This window comes from Desulfovibrio sp. 1188_IL3213, from assembly GCF_036763145.1.
In the GTDB taxonomy this organism is placed as follows: domain Bacteria; phylum Desulfobacterota; class Desulfovibrionia; order Desulfovibrionales; family Desulfovibrionaceae; genus Desulfovibrio.
In genome coordinates, this window is the sequence record NZ_JBAIYR010000655.1 from 1 (window position 1) to 904 (window position 904).

At 61.9% G+C, this 904-nt stretch carries 1 protein-coding gene; it reads right to left on the bottom strand.

Annotation, left to right across the window (positions count from 1 at the left end; all coding sequences use genetic code 11):
• On the bottom strand, window positions 1-904 hold a 904-nt coding region (locus V6C16_RS14325; RefSeq protein ID WP_333543568.1), incomplete at both ends, for a M20 family metallo-hydrolase.

Genomic DNA, 904 nt, shown 5'->3' on the forward strand with positions numbered 1-904 from the left:
GAGGGTCGCCACGACCGGGCTGCTTTCCGCCACGCTCGAAGCGGCCTGCCGCTGCACCACGCTGATTTCTATGCGCACGCCGTGGCGTTCTTCCACTTCGTCCGCCAGAGCACGGGCTTTGTCCAGCACTGCCTGCGGGGTTACCTGTGGCAAAAGGCGGCAGTCCACATAAAAAACATCGTTGCCGGGTACGGTATTGATGTTGGGTACATTGGCCTCGTGCTTTCCGGGAACAAAGGTGGACGCGGGAGGATTGAAAAGAGGGTCGGTATGGCCAAAGGCGGCATGCAGGCCGCGGTGGCAGGCGAGAGCCATGTCCGCCCCGGCCAGAAAGGCATTGCGGCCCTTGTGGGGAGTTGATGCGTGGCACTGCTCGCCAATGGTGCGGATTTTGAGCCAGAGTTGGCCTTTTTCGGCCACTTCGATGACATCGCCCCGGCGCGAACCCGCATCAGGCACGATGTACAGGTCGTCCTTGCTGAAAAGTTCGGGCCTGACCGTAAGGATGTGCTCCAGCCCGTAAGCGCTGCCCGTTTCTTCGTCGGCCATAAAAACAAGGCCAAGGCTCAGTTCCGGCGTGATGCCGTGCTGCTGAAGCTCTTCGGCCAGCAACAGCATGCTTGTTATGGCCTGCTGGTTGTCCTCCACTCCACGGCCATAGAGCATGTCGCCCTCGCGCCGCACCTGCCACGGATCGGATTGCCATGCGGAAAGGTCGCCGGGGGGAACAACGTCCATGTGGCCGAAAAGCCAGAGAGTGCGCCTTGTCCTGCCCGGAATGCGGGCGACAAGGTTGGGCCGTATCCCGGAGGGAACACGGTCGTCGGGGGCGTTGACATGCACAAGGTCGCTGATGCCGCGAGCCTTGAGCCAGTCGGCAATAAGGGCGGCCTTGGCCTGTTCG